This window comes from Hyphomicrobiales bacterium (genome assembly GCA_017642935.1).
GTDB lineage: Bacteria > Pseudomonadota > Alphaproteobacteria > Rhizobiales > MH13 > MH13.
Genome location: JAEPOK010000002.1, coordinates 291339 through 310638, shown reverse-complemented (window position 1 = coordinate 310638; position 19300 = coordinate 291339). Strand labels below are relative to the sequence as shown.

The following is a 19300-nucleotide window of genomic DNA, read 5'->3' as shown; positions in this document are numbered from 1 at the left end:
GCCGAACCAGTACCAATTAGGTGTAGGTGGCGAAGAACGCGTCCAGCGGATCAAGCGAGATGCCCATGCCGTCGAGCTTTCCGCCAAAGCCGTGCCCGCCAATCGGGCTGATCGGGCCGAAGCCGCCGGTGGCAAAGCTGCCAGGCGCCGTGCCGAGATTGAACACGCACAAGATGCGCTCGCCCTCATAGTCGCGGGTAAAGGCCAGGACGTCGCCTTGCGTGTCATGGAACGTCATCGAACCGCGCAGCAGCGCCATCTGTTCGCGGCGCCAGCCCAGGAACCGGCGCACATGGCGCAGCGGCATCCGATCATCGGCCTCCTGCACTGAAACGGCGCGCGCGACATGCTCCGGCGGCACCGGCAGCCACGGCGTGCCTTCTGTAAAGCCGCCATTCGACGCGGCGGGGTTCCATGGCATCGGCGTGCGGCAGCCGTCGCGGCCCTTGAACTCCGGCCAGAAGCGGATGCCGTAGGGGTCCTGCAGTTTCTCGAACGGCACGATCGCCTCGGTCAGACCAAGCTCCTCACCCTGATAGATGCAGGGCGTGCCTTTAAGCGAGGTCAGCAGCGCGATCAGCAGCGGCGCGGCCCGATCCTGCTCATGGCCAAGCTGCCAACGACTAAGCACCCGTTCGACGTCATGGTTGGAGAAGGCCCAGCTCGGCCAGCTGTTGCGGTTGCTCTCCATGCGCTGGGCAACCTGGCGGATGAAATCCGCTGAGAACTGGCGATCCAGAAAATCGAACGAGTAGGCCATGTGCAGGCGCTTGCCCTGCTCGGTGTAGTCGGCCAGCGTGTCGTACATGTCGAGCACGGCGCCCACTTCACCGACGGTCGTCGTCGCTGGATACTCGTCCAGCAGCGTGCGCATCTTTTCCAGGAAAACCAGATTGTCCGGCCGGGTGATGTTGTAGATCGGTTGCTGCAAACCGTAGGGGTTCTGCTCCGGGATGCCGTTGACCTTCATCCCCTCTTCGACGGGCGGATTGTCGCGCAGCTCCGCGTCATGGAAGTACATGTTCACCGTGTCGAGACGGAAGCCGTCCACGCCACGCTCCAGCCAGAAGCGGGCCGCGTCGAGCACCGCTTCCTGGACGATGGGATTGTGGAAGTTGAGGTCTGGCTGCGAGGTCAGGAAATTGTGCAAGTAATATTGCCGGCGCCGTGAGTCCCACTCCCAGGCCGAGCCGCCAAAAATCGACAGCCAATTGTTCGGCGGTGTGCCGTCCGGTTTCGGGTCGGCCCAGACATACCAATCGGCTTTGGCGTTGCTGCGATCCACCCGGCTTTCGCGGAACCAGGGATGACGATCGGAGGTGTGCGAAATCACCAGATCGATGAGCACGCGAATGTCGCGGTCATGTGCAGCTTGCAGAAGAGCGTCGAAATCCTCAAGCGAGCCGAACATTGGATCGACATTCTTGTAGTCGGCAACATCGTAGCCGTAATCATCCATTGGCGAGACGAAGAACGGCGAAATCCAGATCGCATCGACGTTCAGGCTCTTGATGTAGTCGAGCCGTGAGGTGATGCCGGACAGATCGCCAATGCCGTCCGCGTTCACGTCCAAATACGAGCGCGGATAGATCTGATAGATCACGCCGCCGCGCCACCAATCCGGGTCGCCGCCAAGCTGGCGACGGGTGTGCACGCTGGAGGAAAGGGGTGAAACGAACATCGGCGATTCCAATCCGAAGAGAAGCAAGTCGTGCGGGCTGAAAGGTCATGCCAGCCCGGCGCAGAAGGCGAACCTGCGGCAAGCAGGTACGACTGTCAAAGAGTTTCGGTAGCGCTTCCGGAAACTTAACCTACGTCTTTCGTCGAACCTGATTGAGTCCGATCTCTCGCATTTGAAGGAAGCTGGAAACCGACCGGAAACCCTAGCTCGGATTAGGGCGATCTTAACGCTGCCTGTCAGGCAAATGCTGGGGTGTCGCGTGGCAGGGTGCCGCTAGGTTTTTCTGACCGGGACAGGATCACAATGGTCACCCTTGAAAGCGTATCTTTGCGCCCTGCGGCCGCCAACGACCCGCTGCATGATGGTCGCTCGGTGCACAATGCGCCGCTCGATCAGCCGCTTGTGCTTGATCTTGACCAGACGCTCTTGCGCTCCGACCTCTTGGTGGAGTGTTTTGTGGCGGCGCTGCGCCGTAACCCGTTTATCCTGTTCCAAGCCATTCTCTGGCTGGCGCGCGGCAAAGCCTATCTGAAGCAAAAGCTTGCGCCCTATGCGCCCGACGATCTGGATGCCATTCCGGCCCACGATGGCGTGGTCGAGTTGGCCGAACGCGAGGCGCGCCGTGGCCGCCGCGTGGTGTTGGCGACGGCGTCGGACGAGTTGATGGCGCGACGCGTCGCCAAACGCTTCGCCTTCATTGGCGAGGTCTTCGCCTCCGATGGAACCAAGAACCTGAAGGGTGCCTCAAAAGCTGAACGCCTCGCCGAACGGTTCCCGCAAGGCTTCATCTATGCTGGCGACAGCAAGGCCGATCTTGTCGTCTGGGCGCGCGCGCAAAGCGCCGTAGGCGTCAATTTGCAGCCGAAGACCGCAAAGGCCTTAGCACAGCTTGGCAAGCCCATGTTGCTCCTCAACGACGCCAAGCATCCCGCCCGTGTGCTCATCAAGGCCGCGCGCGTGAAGCAGTGGGCGAAAAATGCCCTTATCTTCATTCCGCTTTTCTTAGCTGGCATGGCTACCGATTTGGCGGCATGGCGTGACGCTCTGTTTGCTTTTTTCGGCCTCGGCTTTGTGGCCTCAGCGACCTATCTGCTCAACGATCTGTTCGATCTGGCTGACGACCGACGTCACTGGACCAAAAGAAACCGTCCGCTTGCCTCAGGCGCTCTGCCCATTGGGGAAGGATTGATGCTTGTGCCGGTCCTTGCCCTAGCCGGGTTCGCGCTTGCCGCTGCCGCGGGCTGGGCAGTCTTCGCCACGGTCACGCTCTATACGGCGATCACACTGGCCTACTCATTCCATGTCAAACGCGTGCCGATCCTCGATGTCGCGGTCCTTGCGACCCTGTTCACGCTTCGCCTGTTTCTCGGCGTTGTTGCCATCGGCGCGGTCATTTCGCCCTGGCTGTTTGTGTTTTCCATGGCACTCTTTTTATCACTGTCCACCGCCAAGCGTCATACCGAAGTGGTGCGCATGGCGCTGCACGGTAAGACCAAAACGGCTGGTCGTGGTTACATTGCCCGCGACGAGCCTATGCTTCTCGCGCTCGGTCTGGCGGCGGCCATGTCGGCCGTCGTGCTTTTCTCGCTTTACCTCACCGCAGAAGCCTTCCACGCGGCCATGTACACCGCGCCGGGCTTTTTGTGGGCAACGCCGATCCTGCTCTTTCTCTGGCTCGGGCGCATCTGGTTGGTGTCCCAGCGCGGCGAGCTGGACGACGATCCTGTCGCTTTTGCCCTCAACGACAAGGCAAGCCTCGCCCTTGGCCTGATGCTCGGCCTCGCCTTTGGCGGCGCGATCTTTGGCGGGTTCGCACTGGAGGCGCTGCCGTGGATCGCCTGACGCATCTCATCCAGTCGTCTGCCATTGTCCGGTTTCTGCTCTGCGGCGGCACGGCCGCCGCCATCAATTGGTTCGCGCGTATTGGGCTGTCGTTCGTCATGCCTTTTGAGCCGGCAATCATCGTTGCGTACGCCATCGGCATGACCGCAGGCTTCCTGCTCTACCGTCATCTAGTTTGGCCGGGTCAGCACATGGACTGGAAGGCGCAGGTGCCTGCGTTCCTGCTGGTCAATGCTGTAGGCGCAGGCGTTGTTTTGGGCACGGCGATGGGCCTTGAACGCCTTGGCGCCGGGATTTTTGGCCCTTCAGCCTATGTGGAAGCATTTGCCCATGGCACTGCCATCGCGGTCGGCGCCGTCGCCAACTATCTTGGCCACAGCCGCATCACATTCGCCAAAGCGCAGCGCACGTAAAGGCTGATTGGTTAGGCGCCGACGGTCAGCGCGAGTACGGTAACGGTCACCACATTGAGCGCCATACCCCAGAGCACCAACAGCGCCAGAACATCCTTGTGTTCGGCAAGCTTGTCTTTTGCCAACGCCAGCATCAGCAACGCCGCTGGCAGCCAATCCAAGATGTAACGCTGCGTGTTGTACTGGGTGAACCCGTTGGAGTGGTAGAAGAGCAGCATCGTCGCAAACCCGGCGATAATCAGCAGGCAGAACAGGGCCAGTCGCCGCCATGGCGTGAAGGCCAGGAACAACAGCCAAGGGCTGGCGGCAAAAACGCTTGTCCCGCCATTGTCGAGCCCGGTGATGTTGAGCTTCTTGGCGGCGTCGAAGGTGATGTCGAAGCCCTGCACCAGCAGATAGGCCGCATTGTAAAGCACATAGGCCGACGACCAGACCCCATGGTCGCGCACGCGCGCTGTCAACACAGGCGTCTCGCCGGTCTCCGGATCGGGCGCAAAATCGTAAAAGATGAAACTGTAGCCGGTCTCCAACGGATCGCCGAACCGCCAATAATTGTAGGCAAAGTAGCCGGCGAGGCCGATGGCAACAGGAATCCCAATCTGCAGAACCCAGCCGAACCGCTCGCGCACATCGTACCAGTCCATGCGAAAGAGAGGCGCCGACGGCCCAATTGCGATCAAAAGCAGGAGCGGGGCGTAAAACACCGACATCTGCCGGCAAAGCAGGGCGCATCCGAGCGCGATTCCAGCGGTCACTAGCCGGCCATAGATCGCCTCGTGCAGCGCCAGCGTTAGCAGCGGAAACCCGACAATCTGTGCGAAAAACCACACGCCGTCGGCACGCAGGCCGACATAGAAAAGCGGGCTGGCAAAGGCGAGCGCGATCAACAGCCAGATTTGCACCTCACCTTCCATCTCGAAGGCATCGAAGATGCGCTTCCATAAGAACAATGAGAGGATAAGCCCTGCCAGTCCGATCAGCATAAAGCCGGTCGTTTCAATCCCATTGAGCGCCACCAGCGGCATCGCCATGACACCCGGAAAGGGTGGGAAGACGATATAGGTGCGGCCTTTGAACTGGGCGCAGTCAATGTCGAAACAGGCCGAGGCCCAGGGTGTGCCGGTCAGAAAGCTTTCAGCGATCAGAGCATAGGAGTTGGTGCCGCTTGCCTCGGTGAGCGTGCGAAAGCCAAGAACCGCGACCAGCGCCAGCCCGAGCAATAGGGCTAAGGCCAGCATGACCCATTGAAAAGGTGTGCGCGTGCCAAGCATCGCCAGTCCCCGTGGTGAAGTGCGTGATGACGTGACGGTAGGCAGGCGGAGTAAAGGTGGCCCTAACGGTCATGCAATTGCGCCCACCGGGCGCATCGGTTAGGGCGAAGCCATGTCACCTGCCGTGGTCGGTTCGGCCCTCCTTCCTGTCATCTTGGTCATCGCCCTCGCCTTCCTCATTCGGCGGGTTGGATTGGTGAGCGACGCTCATGTCGCGGGCGTTGAGCGCGTCACCTATGTGGTGTTCTTCCCGACACTCCTGTTCTCTAACCTTTCAACCGCGAGCTTCGATAATCCCTCGGTTTGGACACTGGCGCTGCTGCTCGCCGGCACGCACCTGACCGTTGGGATCCTGGCCTGGATCTTCTACACGCGCTCGCGTCTGGATGGTCCGTCGGCGACCAGCGGGTTTCAAGGCGCGGTGCGCTTCAACAGCTACATCGTCCTGGCGCTCGCTTTTGCGGTCTATGGCGCTGAAGGCGTGCAGAACATCACCGTGCCGATGGCGCTGATGATCATCACCATCAACATTCTTTGTGTGTCGATTCTTGCGCGCTATGGGGCTCCGGAAGAGGGCGTCGAGGCGCCGTCCTTGGTTAAGGCGCTGGCGACAAATCCGCTGATCCTGGCCTGCGCTGCTGGCCTGGCGATCAACCCGTTGCAGATCGATTGGCCGGGGCCTGTGGACACCGCTTTTGGTTGGTTCAGCACCGCCGCGATCGCCATGGGCTTGTTTGCCGTTGGTGCGGGGCTGCGCCCCATCTCCGGCAAAGGATCGGTGTTCGCCATCGCCACGTCGAGCGTGATTAAGCTTCTGCTGATGCCGGCGCTCTTCTTGTCATTTGCTTTCGCTGTCAGCTTGCCGCGTGAACTGACCGCGCTGGGGCTTCTCGCCACGATCGTGCCGGGCGCGACATCGTCCTACATCCTTGCTCGACAGCTTGGCGGCAACGCGCCTTTGATGGCGCAAAGCGTGACGGTCGGCACCGTACTATCGGCGGCCACCGTCACCGGATGGTTCTTTCTTTGGCCGCACCTTTATTAGCCGAGCAGGCTAAGCGGCTTTGTCGAGCCCGCGCTTTGCCAGCAACGCATCCACCGTCGGCATCCGCCCTCTGAACGCGGTGTAAAGGTCGGCAGGGTCAGTCGCACCGCCGGCAGCGAAGATGTAGGTTTTGAGCTTGTCGGCCACATTGGCGTCGAACGGCGATCCGGCCTCCTTGAAGGCAGCGAACGCATCGGCATCCATCACCTCCGACCAGAGGTAGCTGTAATAGCCTGACGCATAGCTGCCACCGGAAAAGATGTGCTGAAAATGCGGACTGCGATGCCGCATGGTGATGGCGCGCGGCATGCCGATGCGCTCCAACGTTTGCGCCTCAGCGGCCAGAAGATCTGTCGCCCCGTTAGTCGTTCCATCATGCATGTCGAGATCGACCATGGCCGAAGCGACATATTCCACCGTGACAAACCCTTGATCATATTTAGACGCCGCCGTCAGACGCTCGATCAGATCGTTGGGAATGACCTCGCCAGTTTGCGCGTGGCGCGCGTGTTCGCGCAAAATGTCGGGGACCATCAACCAATGCTCGTAAAGCTGAGAGGGCAGTTCGACGAAGTCCCGCGCGACGGATGTCCCGGCCACCGAGGGGTAAGTCACATTCGACAGCATGCCGTGAAGCGCGTGGCCGAACTCGTGGAACAAGGTGCGCACATCATCGAGCGTCAGCAGCGCGTTCTCGCCTGCCGGCGGCTTGGCGAAGTTCATCACATTGACGATGATCGGGCGGACGTCTTCCCCCAGTTTTCGCTGGCCGCGAAAGGCGCTCATCCAGGCGCCCGAGCGCTTGGACATGCGTCCATAATAGTCTCCCAAAAACACCGCCACATGCTCGCCGGACGGTCCAAGAACCTCATAGGTTCGCACGTCCTCATGATAGGTCGGGATGTCATGACGCTGCTTAAAGGAGAGACCAAACAGACGATTGGCCGTCGCAAAAGCAGCCTCGACCATCGCATCGAGCGTGAAATAGGGCTTCACCTCATCGTCGGAAATCGCAAACTCCGCCTGCCGGCGTTTCTCGCTGAAGTGACGCCAATCCCAGGCCTCTAACTGAATGTTGGCGCCTTCGCTAGCGGCGAGTTCTTCGAGCTTGGCTTGGTCGGCAAGCGCCATCTCGCGCGCCGGTTCCCAGACATTATCGAGCAGCCTGCGCACAGCCGACGGATCCTTGGCCATCTCGTTTTCAAGCTTGTAGTGCGCGTAAGTCTCATACCCCAGAAGTTTTGCCCGCTCTTGGCGTAGGGCCAGCGTCTCCTGGGCAATCGCTCGGTTGTCGGTCTCGCCGCCGCGCTCGCCGCGCGACGTCCATTGCGCGAAAGCTGCTTCGCGCAGATCGCGCCGCGTCGATTGAATGAGGAATGGTTCAATCAAGGATCGTGAGAGGGTGATCACCCACCCCTCCTTGCCGCGCTCCTTGGCCGCTTCAGCCGCTGCAGCCACGAGCGACGGCGCGAGGCCAGCCAGATCGACCTTGTCGGTGAGGTGGAGGGCCTCAACCTGCTCATCGGCGAGTACGTTCTGGGAGAACTGGGTGGCAAGCACCGCAAGCCGCTGGCCGATCTCTTTGATCCGTTCTCGCTCCGCGCCCTCCAAGAGAGCGCCAGCGCGCACAAAGCCTTTGCGCGTCAGGTCAAGAACCCGCGCCTGTTCGCCGGACAGGTCAAGCGTGTCCTTGGTCGCCCACAATTGTTCGATGCGCGCAAACAGGCCTTCGTGCAGGCTGACCGCCTGGCTGTGTTTGGCCATTTTGGGGGCAAGCTCGCGTTCCAGGGCTTGCAGCGCATCGTTGGTGTGCGATCCCGCCAGATTGTAGAAGACAGCCGAGGTTTTGCGCAGCAGCTCACCGGCCAGTTCCAGGGCATCGATGGTGTTCTGAAAGGTCACCGGATCGGTGGTGCTGGCGATGGCCTCGACCTCGGCCAGATGGTCTTCAAAGGCCTTGTCCAGTGCTGGGCCATAATGCTCCGCCGTGATGTCGGCAAAGGGCGGAACCTCAAACGGGGTCTGCCAGTCTTGAAGAAACGGATTGCTGGTCATAAAGGCCTCGTGGCGCGTTGCATGTTTGGCGGATGTGGGTGGTAAAACAGTTGCGGCAAGAACTACGTGCCGGCTTTTTCCAAGATCCCAATCGCTTCGGGAATGATCCGCACAAGATCATCGCTCGGCACCGCGCCGGAAATCAAAAAATGTTGATCAAGTAGCAACGTCGGCACGCCGTTTACGCCTTGGCCGGCGAGCCCATCTGCAAGATTGTCGGTGGCTGAGCGCAGTTCCTGATCGTTTAGGGCTGCCGAGGCAACCTCGCGCGGCAGGCCGGCCTCTTCGCCAAGGCGCAAGAGAACCTCATCCTCGCCAATATCTTCGCCCTCGGTGAAATAGGCGTTGAAGAGCAGGTCGGCCAGGGCAATCGAAGCATCACCCTTCTCGCCCTTTAGGCTCGATGCCATCGCCATCAGCATGTGCGCTTTGACCGTGTTGGGCGTACGTTCCATCTTGTCGTGATGAATGGCGACGCCGCTTTCCTCGGCGGCCTGACGGACCTGCGCGTCCAGCTCTTCGGATCGCTCAAGCGAGCCAAATTTCTGCTCACGATAGTCCGCCCGCGCCATGCCTTCATCGGGCATAGCCGGATTCAGCTTGAACGGCAGATAGCGCAACTGCGGCCGTTGCTCAGCGGGAATCTTGTCGAGCGCCGCGTCAAGGCGCGCCTTGCCGATGTAGCACCATGGGCAGACGAAATCGGAGACGATCGAAAGCGTGTGCGTGGAGGATGTCAAAGTTTGGCTCCTGGGGAATCTTTGACGCGACCCTAGCGACCTGGCAGCCAAAAGCCCAGTCAGTCGTCAATCCCGCGCGCCAGGGCCTTGCGCTCGGTGGTGCGACGTTTAGAAGGTCTGCCACCTGCCCGCATGGTCGGCTAAAGGAGGCGTTCCCTTGATTACGATTGCTGGCGAGGCACTCTACGATGTGTTCCCCAAGATGGGCGCAGCAGAAGCCTCGCAGATTGGGCTCGATGCGGTCACCGGCGGATCACCCTTCAACGTCGCGTGCGGGCTTGGGCGTTTAGGATTCGCACCTCGTTTTTTTGGTGGGATCGCCGAAGGTCAAATGGGCGATCGCCAAGCGGAAATCCTAACCGCCGCTGGCGTGCGCGCTGACGCCATCGTCCGTAAGCCAAACCTCGTGCCCTTGATGCTGATCGCGCTCGCTGAGGATGGTCAGCCGACCTACAGCTATTACGGCCAATCGACGGCGGATGTGGACATCACGCTGGAGGATCTGGCCGTTCTGCCGCAACTGCCGAGCCTGCTGCACCTAGGGTCTTACAGCCTGGTGACGCCGCCATTGGCCGATACGTTGGCAACTCTGGTGGAACGTTTGCCCGCCGACAGCCTGCTGACGCTCGATCCCAATGTGCGCCCGATGGTCGATCCCGATGTCGAGGTCTGGCGTCGGCGTCTCGATCCGCTCTATCGGCGCGCCGATATCATCAAACTGTCCGATGAAGACATCGCGTTTCTGGCGCCAGGCGCTGATCCGGAGGCTTATGCTCGCGACCTGTCCACTCTCACCGGTGCGCCGGTATACCTGACGCTGGGCCATCAAGGCGTGACGGTCATTCGCGGCGATAGGCGGCAGACAATCGTCGCGCCGCAGGTCGAGGTCGTCGACACGGTGGGCGCCGGTGACTCCTTCCAGGCGACGCTGATCGCTTGGGCATCGCGACCGGAAAACGCAAAAGCGTTGCGAGCGCGCACAGCAGCCTTCGAGGCTCTGGTGGATATCGCTGAAGCTGCCGTCGCGGTTGCCGCACGCATTTGTGCCCAGCGAGGGCCGGTTATTCCAGCGGCCGGCGATCTTGAAGCAGCGATCTCAACCCGTTTGTTTGAGCGGTTCGCCCACAACCGTTAGCTGGTTGGCAGCTTCGGCGAGGCGGAACTCCAACTGCTCGGCACAGCCCAACGCTTCCTCGGCGGTTTCAGGGCGCATATAGGCAAAGCCCTGCACCAGGTCGCAGCCATAGGCGCGCAGCATCGCGATCTCGCCATCCTCCTCAGCGCCTTCGCCGATTACGCTCATGCCAAGGCCGCGACCAAGCGCGATGATGCCTTGCAGGAGCCGTGCTTTTTCCGGCGCTTGATGCACGCCGGCAACGAAGCAGCGATCGATTTTCAGCTCATCAAAGGGTAGGTCGTTGAGATAGCCCAGCGAGGAATAACCGGTGCCAAAGTCATCAACGGCAAGTCGAATGCCAGCTTCTTTAAAGCGGGCCAGGGCTTTGCGCACCCGTCCTTCGCCATGGTCGGCGAACACACTTTCGGTCAGCTCCAGGCAAAGCAGCCGTGGCGGGTAACCGGTCTCTTCGATGATTGCGATGACGTCATCTTCAAAGTCCGACTGCCAGATTTGGGCGGCTGAAACGTTCACCGAAATCATCCGCTCGGGCTCCCCGGCGTCGAGCCATGCCTTGCCGGTGCGGCAGGCATCGCGCAGCACCCAAAGCCCGATATCGCAAATGAGGCTCGAACTTTCGGCCACAGGAATGAATTCGGCTGGTGAGATGTAGCCGCGCACCGGATGTTTCCAACGCACCAAGGTCTCAAACCCAACCACCTTGCCGGTCGTCAGATGAATTTGCCCTTGGTAACGCGTTTCCAGATCATCATTCTCGATCGCCAAACGCAGATCGCGAGCAAGGTTGAGGCGCGCCTGAACCGAATGGCTCATATTGGGTGTGAAGAACAGCGCTTTGCCCCGGCCCTCATCCTTGGCCATGTAGAGCGCCAAATCGGCATTGCGCAGGGCAGCTTCCGCATCGCCACCATCCTGGGGGATCAGCGCGATGCCAAGGCTCGTGCCGGTCAGCACCTCGCCACGCTCCAGCTTCAGAACGCCCATCAACCGGTCGACGATGCTGTTGGCAAAGCGATTGAGGCAATCATAGCTGCGATAATTGCGAATGATGACGGCAAACTCATCGCCACCCAAGCGGGCAACAAAACCACGATCGTCGACATGCTCTTTCAAGATGCGGGCAACGGTGCGCAAAAGCTCATCGCCGGCGGCATGGCCGAGCGTGTCGTTGACCTCTTTGAAGTGATCAAGGTCGAGCAAAAACAGCGCCGCAGACCCGCCTTTGGCCTGCACACCGAACATCACATCGCGCAACTCGCGCGAGAACAGCGCGCGATTGGCAAGGCCGGTGAGCGGATCGAAAAAGGCAAGGTTACGCAGCTGTTTTTCAGAATGCTTGCGGTCGGTGATGTCCTGCACCGTGCCGAACAGGCCGCTGATCGCGCCATGTTCGTCGAAAAGCGGTTTGGACATCATCGTATAGTAGCCGAACGTGCCGTCACCGCGTCGCGCTTGCACATCGATGCTGGAGGACGGTTTGCCTTCCAAGGCAGCGCTGTGTTCAGCGCGTATAGCCTCGCAGTCCTCCGGTCCACACAGCGAGAAAATGGCTTTTGGCGTCGGAATGAACTGTTCCGGATCAAGACCTAATATAGTGTAGAGGTGCTTCGACCAAGTCACCTTTCCGGTTGCGAGCTCAAACTGCCAATCGCCGATGCCGCCCATCTCTTGGGCTTCGGAGAGGGTGGCACTGCGCTTTTCCAGTTCCTCCTGGGCGCGCTTGAGCGTGCTGATGTCCTGCGCCACGCCCATCAATTGCGGTCCGTGGCTGGAGGTCGCCTCTTTCAAGCGCATCATGATGCGAAAATGGCGGGCTGAACGGGCTTCCGGCAGGAAGTAGCGAATATCAAGCGGCTCGACCCGTTCGCCATCGGCGGCGCGACGTAGGCAGGCGTTAAAGGCGGTGCGGTCGTCGCGGTGAATGCGCGACAGGAGCTCACGCCAGGACGGCATCTGAAACTGGTTAGGGTCAATGTCTGCGTTGACTGATGCCTCCTGCTCAGCCTTGGCTGGATCGGTGTGAAACCCGAGTAGGGCGATCAGCCCGTCCGACCAACGTGTCGTCCGACTGTTCATGTCGGTGATCCAGTGCCCAAGCTTGGCGATCGACTGCGCGGTTTTCAGCGCCAGCTGGTTTTCTCGGTTTTCGTGCTCGACCTCGACCTTGTCGGTGATGTTGCGGGCCGTACCGCGATAGCCAAGGAAGGTGCCGTCATCGTCGAAGCGGGGCTTGCCGGAGATTTGCAGCGTATAGATCTGGTCGTCATTGGCTTCGGAGTGAATCCGATAGACCAAGTCGCTAAACTCGCGGCGCGCTTCCAGATCCTCGAAATGGGCCTCGATGATGTGCCGGTCTTCTTCGACGACGCGGAAATCAAGACGCGTCTTGCCGACATATTTCGCCTGTAGTTCACGGCTCGCCGGATCAATGCTTTGGGTGAAATCTACAAACCGATGTTTCTCGTCGGTTTCCCAGCACCAGTCGCCGGCCGATGCAGCAAAATCGCGAAAACGTTCCTCGCTTTCGCGCAACTGGTCACGCGCCGCCTGTTCGGCTGTGATGTCCTGAACCAAGCCGAACAGGCTGATGATGCGACCGGCCTCGTCGCGCATCGGGCTGCCGGAGATGCGCACCTGGATCTTCTCGCCATCTGTGCGGGTCATCCCGCCTTCAAGCACATAGCTGGTGCCGTTCTCCCAGCAATCTTCGACCGCTTTCTGTGTCGCCTCGCGCAAATCATCGTCGTAGAGCGCGCGCAACTCTTCCAGGTCGACAAGCCCATCACGATCGATGGTCACGCCCATCATGGTTGCCAGTTCCTGGGCGATCCGGAACCGGCCGTCTTCGCGCCCAGAGTTGATCCACGAACCAAGCCGGCCGAGCTCGAAACTGGCCTTCAGCAGATGGGTGGTGGAGCGAAGCTGATCGTTGGTCTGCGTCGCCCCCGTCGCGTTCAGAACCACCAGGAACGGTGTCGTAAACCCGTGCACCATGTCGAGCACGAGCGCCAGCGGATGACTCTTTGCATCGGTCAGTTCAAGCGACTGAGTGGCAATCAGTGTGCCGACAGCAGGCGTTTCTGCCGGCATGTCGACGCCTGTGACAAAGGCCTCGATCGGCGAGAGGTCGATGGCGCCGAGATAGCGTTCAAGTGGCTCAGTGGTCGCCAACGAGTAGGCGCGTTCGTCGGCCGATGCGCGCAGCGGCACCACGCACACCGCCACGTCATCGCGGCGCGCATGGATAGCGTCCAGTGCTTTGAAGAGCGGCTTGACCATAGTGAGCATGTGCTGACCGCTGTCGAGTTCGACGGGGAAAACGACGCGCTGCCAACTGTTCACCAGCGAACCGGGGGCCGCCTCCATGATGGTGCTTAAAGCGACACCGCTCTCTTTGGTCGCTTGGAAGCTGGCTTCGATGTGATGGCGTGTAATGGTGTCGAAATCGGCGGTCGACTTACCGGTCATGTCGAACCCGGCATCGCTCGCCAAATGCTCGCCAAAGTGCCGATACTGGTAGCTACCATCATCGCGTTCATAGGCGATCGTTACTTGTTCAGCTTGATCACCAAGGGCCGCGATGAAGGTTTCCAAGGAGGGCGGAGCGCCGTCCGCGTACCCGTCAATGCACGCACTGATCCGTGCCAGCTCCGGGAATCGGAGATGGTCGCGTGGCCCCAGTTGCCGCACCAGCGAGACGAGCGTATCGGTCAAGTGTCCTCCATCAGCTCACCAGCTTTTCCACACAAGTCTTAGGGACTGGTGAACGGCGGATGAAAAAGGCGGCGATTTCATAGGTTTACGCAGCGGCATGTTCTCTAGTGAGCCGGCTGCCATTTCCGCGGTCTGTCGTTGAGCCAATCGTGTTGTCGCTTGCCCTCAGGAACCGGCCATGCAAACACGCCCGGAGCACTTCCAAATTCCGAAAAAACGGACCTCCGATGTCTGAGCAAACATCCTTGTCTGACCTGCTGGCTCCGCATGCCGAGCGGATGGCCGCAACGCATCTTCGCAGCCTTCTGCAGGACGATTTGGACCGCTTTTCCCGTTTCAGCCGAACTGCTTGCGGCGTTTTGATCGATTGGTCGAAGGAGAAGCTCGACGAGGAGGCCTGGCATCAACTGCTGACACTTGCCCAAGATCGCGACGTTACAGGCATGCGCGATGCCATGCTGCGTGGCGACCCGATCAACGCCACCGAGAACCGCGCGGTGCGGCACACAGCTTTGCGCGGCGGCGAAGCAGCGCCGTCAGACGTTCGGCATGAAATCGCCGCTGAAAAGTCTCGCTTTTTACTGTTCGCCGAGGGTGTGCGATCTGGCGCCATTACAGCATCGGATGGCGAACCGTTCACCCATGTAATCAATATCGGGATCGGCGGGTCGGACCTTGGACCGGCCATGGCGGTTCGAGCGCTGGCGCCATTTTGCGATGGGCCTCAGGTGCATTTTCTTTCCAATGTCGATGGCGCACACGCGACGGACGTTCTGAAGGGCCTCGATCCCCAGCGCACGTTGGTTCTGGTCGCCTCAAAAACCTTCACCACGCTGGAAACGCTGACGAACGCGGAAACCGTGCGCGCCTGGCTGGTTGAAGCGGTAGGAGAGGAGGGCGTTGGAGGGCATCTGGCCGCGCTGTCCACCAATGCCAAGGCAACCAAAGCCTTTGGCATCGACGAGGCGCGAGTCTTCGGCTTTTGGGACTATGTTGGCGGACGCTATTCGCTGTGGTCGGCCATCGGGCTGCCGCTGGCCATCGCAATCGGCGCCGACCGTTTCGAGGCCTTTCTGGCCGGCGCCCATGCGATGGACCTGCATTTCGCCGAGGCGCCGCTTGCCGACAATCTGCCGGCGATTCTCGCCTTGATCGGCGTTTGGCGCCGCAACGGCCAAGGGCTGGTTGGCCATGCCGTCATTCCCTATGAGGAGCGTCTGGCGCGCTTTCCGGCCTACCTTCAGCAGATGGACATGGAGTCCAATGGCAAGCGCGTGCGGATCGATGGCACTGCCACAGTGGATGCGACTGGTATGCTGGTTTTTGGCGAGCCAGGCACCAACGCCCAACACTCTTTCTTCCAACTGTTCCATCAGGGCCACGATGTCGTCGGGCTTGACGTTCTGGTCGGCACGTCGGTCGTTGGTGAGGCCGTGCCAGGTCGCGCCGACGTCCACCACACGCACCTGCTCGCCAACGCATTGGCGCAGACCCGTGCCCTGGCGCTTGGGCGAACGCTAGAAGAAACCCGTGCGGAAATGGTCGAAGACGGCATTGCACCGAATGAGATCGATCGTTTGGCACCGCACCGCACCTTCCCAGGCGATCGGCCCTCCACGACGATTGTATATGACCACCTGGACCCAGAGACGCTTGGCAAACTGATCGCGCTTTACGAGCACAAAGTGTTCGTCGAGAGCGTGCTGTGGGGCATCAACGCTTTTGACCAATGGGGTGTGGAACTTGGTAAGCAGTTGGCGAAACAAATCACGCCGGCGCTTTCCGATCGCCGCCTCGCAGCCGCCTTCGACCCCTCAACGCGAGGCCTGATCGAAGCCCTGTTGGATAAGGACTAACATCTTGGCCGATCGAGCAAATCTCATTGACGGAAAGGCGCTTGCCCGTGGCGTGACCGATGCCGTCGCCGACGTTGCGGCGCGCTTCACGCAGGAGCATAAGCGCCAACCGGGCCTGGCCGTGGTGTTGGTCGGCGAGGACGCCGCGAGCCAGGTTTATGTGCGCTCGAAAGGCAAAATGGCGGCCAAATGCGGCTTCCATTCAGTCACCATCCGCAAGTCTGCCGAACTGTCGCAAGAGGAACTATTGGCGACCGTCGATCAGCTCAACGCCGACGACAACGTTGACGGCATCTTGGTTCAGCTTCCCTTGCCGGACCATATCAGCGCTGATGCAGTGCTGAACGCCATCGATCCAGCCAAGGACGTTGACGGCTTCCATCCGGTCAATGCCGGCCGCTTGGCCTCCGGCGATATCGACAACCCACTGATCCCCTGCACCCCGGCGGGTATCATGCACATGATCCGCACTGTCCATGGCAAGGATCTGTCAGGACTATCGGCCGTCGTGCTCGGTCGTTCCACCATCGTTGGTCGACCGATCAGCCATCTGCTCTTGGCCGCGAACGCCACCGTCACCGTCGCCCACAGCCGCACCAAGGATATCGCCGGTTTGGCACGCAGTGCCGACATTTTGGTGGCGGCTGTCGGGCGCCCGCAAATGGTTGGCGCCGATTGGGTGAAGCCTGGCGCGACGGTCATCGATGTTGGGATCAACCGCATCGAAGATCAAAACCTTGGAACCAGCCAACTGGTTGGCGACGTTGATTTCGATGCGGTTCAACCTGTTGCCGGCGCTCTGACGCCGGTTCCTGGCGGCGTTGGCCCGATGACCATTGCCATGCTGATGGCCAACACGCTGAAGGCCGCCGAAGCGAGGGCGAGAAGCAGCGCCCGCTAGGCAGCGCTTTTGTCCGATCCCATGGTGCGATCGCCTAGCACCGACGAGAGACGACGGCGCGCCGTCTCGACAAGATGCATCGCAAGATCATTGGTTCCGACAGGGTCACCGATGAGCGGGCCCTGAAGGGCGGCAAATCCGAGATCGGCAAGGCGCGCAGCGTGGCGCGGATCGGCAACGTGGCAGGCCAAAATATCGATGTCGAGCGCGGACGCCATGGCCACCAACCCGCGCACCAAACGATCATCGGCCTCAGGATCGGCAAGCGCATCGGTAAGCGTTGGATCAAACCGAACAGCGTGCACACCAAGGCGTTCCATGGTCGCCAAGGATGAGGCATGCGAGCCGAAGTGGTCGATCGCCACGCGGTAACCATGCTCGCCGAGGGTAAGGAAGGTCTTCTCGATAGCTGTAGCCGACCGGTCGGTCAGCGCAGCCTCATCGACGGCAAACGTGAGCGAGGGCGCATCGAGACCGTTTTGCGTGCGGAATCGTTCTACGGTGGAGACGAACGGCTCCAGTTTCATATGGTCGGCGCTTGAACTGATCCACAACTGGCCGGTTTCGGCGCCACGCGCCTGGGCATCGCCAATGGCCGCCATCGCCGTTTCCATGGCTTGGGTGAAGAGGTTTGCGACCTGGCCTGATTTCTGCGCCAAGCGGAACAGAGCATCGGCGTCGTATACTTTGCCCTCATGCGACCAGGATGGATCGACAGAGAAACCAAGCGCCGCGCCGTCATCAGCGCCCGCGATCGGCATCAGATTGAATGCGATCTCGCGCAGGTTAGCGCCAAGCGCTTTGGCCAGCTCAACTTCCTGGCGATGGTCGGCGGCATCATCGCCGGAGAACCAATACCATTGCCCACGGCCTTCCTGCTTGGCGCGGTACTGGGCAAGGTCAGCATATTTCATCAGGCTGCGGCTGGTCAGATCCGCGTCGTTGAGCTCCACCAGACCAAGCGAAACGCTCGCCGATACCTTGCCGGCCAAGGTCATGATCGGTGCGCCCAAACGTTCAAAAAAGCGGATGACCACATCCTCAAACGAAGCGCGGTCTGGTCGGTCGGCGAGCACGAAGATGAACTCATCGCCACCAAGGCGCGCCGCGAAATCGTCCGGCCCAAGCACCGCACGCAGGCGTCGGCCGAGCTCGACAAGCACTTCATCGCCCACATCGTGGCCATAGGCATCGTTGATCGGCTTGAAATGGTCGATGTCGAACAGCGCCACGCAGCCGCTGGTCCGCCCGCCTTGCATCATCTCATCAAGCAGCGCGTCCAAGCGCAGGCTGAAACTGCGGCGGTTCAAAAGTCCAGTCAGTTGGTCGGTTTCCGCGTACCGACGTAGCTCGGTTTCGGCGCGCTTCAAGCCAGTGATGTCGGTGCGAACGCCAACGGTGGTTCCAGCCGAGGAAATATGCTCGCGCACCTGCAACCACGTTCCGTCATGCAGTCTTTGGGTGAGCTGGTCGGGGGGATTGCGATGGTTCTCCAAACGCTTTTTCAGCCAGGCTTCCTGGCTTTCTGCCGTACGACCGGCATCGCTGTATTGCCCGCGCGCCAGGCCGAACCGTAAAATGCTCTCAAATGTGGCGCCTGGCTCGATGGCCTCGGCGGACGCCGCATAGGTTTCCAAGTAAGCCGAGTTGCAGACGATCAACCGATCATCATCGTCATAGGCGGCCACGGCGTCAGGCAGTGTTTCCAACACATCGCGCAAAAGCTGTTCGGCTGAATGGCGCTGCGTGACCTCATCACGCAGAACATCCTCGGCCAATTTCCGTTTGGTGATGTCCTGGAATGCACCAAGGAGGCGCACGGCTTGGCCGTCTTCGAACACCGCATGGCCAACGGCGCGTACCCAGATCGAGCGCTTTGTCGCCGTGATCATCGGCAGCTCAAGGTCCCAGCTTTCGCCAGAGCCTATGCCGGCTTCCACTGCATTGGTGATCGCAGCCCGGGCTTCAGGGGCGTAGAACTCGATGGCCGTCGCGATCTTCGGCTGGTAATCCAGTGGAACATCATGCAGGCGCTTGGTTTGATCGGACCAATAGAGTGATCCCGACTGCAGATCGAGTGACCATCCGCCGACCTGCGCAATCTCAGACACATCCAACAGGAACTGCTCATTGCGCTGCAGTTCCGCCTCGGCGTCTTTGCGTTTGGTGATGTCCCTGCGAACACTGAAGTGACCGGTAACGTTTCCGTGATCGTCGTAAAGCGGCACCACAATATTGTCGAACCAGATGAAGCGACCGTCCTTGGTCTGGTTGCAGACCTCGCCCTCCCAGCTCTCGCCGGAGTTCACCGTCGACCAAAGCTCTGCAAAGAACTCTGGCGATTGGCGACGACTGTTGATGACCGAATAACTCTGGCCAATCAGGTCTTCGCGGGCAAAGCCCAGAACCTCGCAAAACCGGTCATTGACGTAGGTGATGACGCCTTTGGTGTCGCTCATCGAAACGATGGAATGCGACTCCAAGGCTCGCCGATGGGCATCGGCAAGCGCATGGCTCGACACGAGGCTGGAAAGATTTGGGCCGTTTGGGCTCATCGACAATTGGCGCACACCAAGTAATCACGGTGTGCAACTGGTAATTGAAGGTGGTTCCAAAAGCGTTAAATGTGTCGGTACAATTACGC

At 60.3% G+C, this 19300-nt stretch carries 12 protein-coding genes; 6 read left to right on the top strand and 6 right to left on the bottom strand.

Going from position 1 to position 19300, the window contains the following annotated elements; all coding sequences use genetic code 11:
* Positions 1-16 precede the first annotated feature (16 nt).
* A complete protein-coding gene (locus JJ917_10860) occupies positions 17-1681 on the bottom strand; it encodes an alpha glucosidase (protein ID MBO6699320.1) in 1665 nt (554 codons plus the stop codon).
* Positions 1682-1984: 303 nt separating this feature from the next.
* Here JJ917_10860 and JJ917_10855 point away from each other — a divergent pair, with 303 nt between their 5' ends.
* Positions 1985-3523: a UbiA family prenyltransferase gene (locus JJ917_10855; protein MBO6699319.1), complete on the top strand. Its 1539-nt coding sequence runs from the start codon at positions 1985-1987 to the stop codon at positions 3521-3523.
* 8 nt (positions 3524-3531) lie between these two features.
* Complete coding sequence (locus JJ917_10850) at positions 3532-3936, top strand: GtrA family protein (GenBank protein MBO6699318.1); 405 nt, start codon at positions 3532-3534, stop codon at positions 3934-3936.
* An 11-nt stretch (positions 3937-3947) separates the two neighbouring features.
* On the opposite strand, the gene JJ917_10845 is transcribed toward JJ917_10850, so the two are convergent.
* Entirely contained in the window at positions 3948-5207 is a 1260-nt protein-coding gene (locus JJ917_10845; protein ID MBO6699317.1) for a hypothetical protein, read from the bottom strand.
* A 112-nt stretch (positions 5208-5319) separates the two neighbouring features.
* Between JJ917_10845 and JJ917_10840 the strand changes: the two genes are divergently transcribed.
* Positions 5320-6252 carry an AEC family transporter gene (locus tag JJ917_10840; protein MBO6699316.1) on the top strand — a complete coding sequence of 311 codons (933 nt, stop codon included), beginning with the start codon at positions 5320-5322 and terminating at the stop codon, positions 6250-6252.
* Between the two features lie 9 nt (positions 6253-6261).
* Here the strand turns inward: JJ917_10840 and JJ917_10835 are convergent, their stop codons facing one another.
* The gene (locus tag JJ917_10835; GenBank protein ID MBO6699315.1) at positions 6262-8307 is read right to left on the bottom strand and encodes a M3 family metallopeptidase; all 2046 of its coding nucleotides are present in this window, start codon (positions 8305-8307) and stop codon (positions 6262-6264) included.
* 62 nt (positions 8308-8369) lie between these two features.
* Positions 8370-9047 carry a DsbA family oxidoreductase gene (locus JJ917_10830; protein MBO6699314.1) on the bottom strand — a complete coding sequence of 226 codons (678 nt, stop codon included), beginning with the start codon at positions 9045-9047 and terminating at the stop codon, positions 8370-8372.
* Between the two features lie 157 nt (positions 9048-9204).
* On the opposite strand from JJ917_10830, the gene JJ917_10825 reads away from it, so the two are divergent.
* Positions 9205-10182, top strand: a complete 978-nt coding sequence (locus tag JJ917_10825; protein ID MBO6699313.1) for a carbohydrate kinase — start codon at positions 9205-9207, stop codon at positions 10180-10182.
* On the opposite strand, the gene JJ917_10820 is transcribed toward JJ917_10825, so the two are convergent.
* Complete coding sequence (locus JJ917_10820; GenBank protein MBO6699312.1) at positions 10144-13899, bottom strand: EAL domain-containing protein; 3756 nt, start codon at positions 13897-13899, stop codon at positions 10144-10146. The genes JJ917_10825 and JJ917_10820 overlap by 39 nt on opposite strands.
* 227 nt (positions 13900-14126) lie before the next feature.
* On the opposite strand from JJ917_10820, the gene pgi reads away from it, so the two are divergent.
* Both pgi and folD read left to right on the top strand, forming a co-directional pair.
* On the top strand, positions 14127-15755 hold the full coding sequence (gene pgi, locus JJ917_10815; protein ID MBO6699311.1) for a glucose-6-phosphate isomerase: 1629 nt from the start codon (positions 14127-14129) through the stop codon (positions 15753-15755).
* 25 nt (positions 15756-15780) lie between these two features.
* Complete coding sequence (gene folD, locus JJ917_10810; GenBank protein MBO6699310.1) at positions 15781-16656, top strand: bifunctional methylenetetrahydrofolate dehydrogenase/methenyltetrahydrofolate cyclohydrolase FolD; 876 nt, start codon at positions 15781-15783, stop codon at positions 16654-16656.
* Here the strand turns inward: folD and JJ917_10805 are convergent.
* Positions 16653-19211 (bottom strand): diguanylate cyclase, encoded by a 2559-nt coding sequence (locus JJ917_10805; protein MBO6699309.1) that lies wholly within the window; start codon positions 19209-19211, stop codon positions 16653-16655. The genes folD and JJ917_10805 overlap by 4 nt on opposite strands.
* Between the last annotated feature and the right edge of the window lie 89 nt (positions 19212-19300).

What these genes read in the sequence shown, in the direction of transcription:
- JJ917_10860 (MBO6699320.1), bottom strand. Translation starts at nt 1,681, where the DNA reads ATGTTCGTTTCACCCCTTTCCTCCAGCGTGCACACCCGTCGCCAGCTT.
- JJ917_10855 (MBO6699319.1), top strand. Translation starts at nt 1,985, where the DNA reads ATGGTCACCCTTGAAAGCGTATCTTTGCGCCCTGCGGCCGCCAACGAC.
- JJ917_10845 (MBO6699317.1), bottom strand. Translation starts at nt 5,207, where the DNA reads ATGCTTGGCACGCGCACACCTTTTCAATGGGTCATGCTGGCCTTAGCC.
- JJ917_10840 (MBO6699316.1), top strand. Translation starts at nt 5,320, where the DNA reads ATGTCACCTGCCGTGGTCGGTTCGGCCCTCCTTCCTGTCATCTTGGTC.
- JJ917_10835 (MBO6699315.1), bottom strand. Translation starts at nt 8,307, where the DNA reads ATGACCAGCAATCCGTTTCTTCAAGACTGGCAGACCCCGTTTGAGGTT.
- pgi (MBO6699311.1), top strand. Translation starts at nt 14,127, where the DNA reads ATGTCTGAGCAAACATCCTTGTCTGACCTGCTGGCTCCGCATGCCGAG.
- JJ917_10805 (MBO6699309.1), bottom strand. Translation starts at nt 19,211, where the DNA reads ATGAGCCCAAACGGCCCAAATCTTTCCAGCCTCGTGTCGAGCCATGCG.